This is a genomic window from Shewanella sp. T24-MNA-CIBAN-0130 (genome assembly GCF_040310185.1).
GTDB lineage: Bacteria > Pseudomonadota > Gammaproteobacteria > Enterobacterales > Shewanellaceae > Shewanella > Shewanella psychromarinicola.
The window spans coordinates 1-263 of the sequence record NZ_JBEOPP010000354.1 but is presented as its reverse complement, the minus strand read 5'-3'; the positions used below and the strand labels follow the sequence as shown (position 1 = coordinate 263).

The window sequence follows — 263 nt, the reverse complement described above, 5'->3', positions numbered from 1 at the left end:
CCTTACTGCCATTGCTTCTGAAAATTTGAGAAATCTTTTAGCAAAACCACTCCACTTATCTCTTTTCCATTCGATACCATCAACATTTACAATCACTTTTGAATTAGGCAACAATTTATAAAAAGGTAAGAATAAACAACCTGAAACACCAAGAACAACAATAACGTTCGGCTTAGTAAACATTGTATGAATCATTGATATGATATCGTAAAAAATACTGGAAATACCATTTGCAGAAATAGGTAAGTATATCAACTTAGCAC

At 31.6% G+C, this 263-nt stretch carries 1 protein-coding gene; it reads right to left on the bottom strand.

Annotation, left to right across the window (positions count from 1 at the left end; all coding sequences use genetic code 11):
* A partial coding sequence (locus AAEZ02_RS22705; RefSeq protein WP_351125343.1) for a DUF1972 domain-containing protein occupies positions 1-183 on the bottom strand: 183 nt, incomplete at its 3' end.
* Positions 184-263 lie beyond the last annotated feature (80 nt).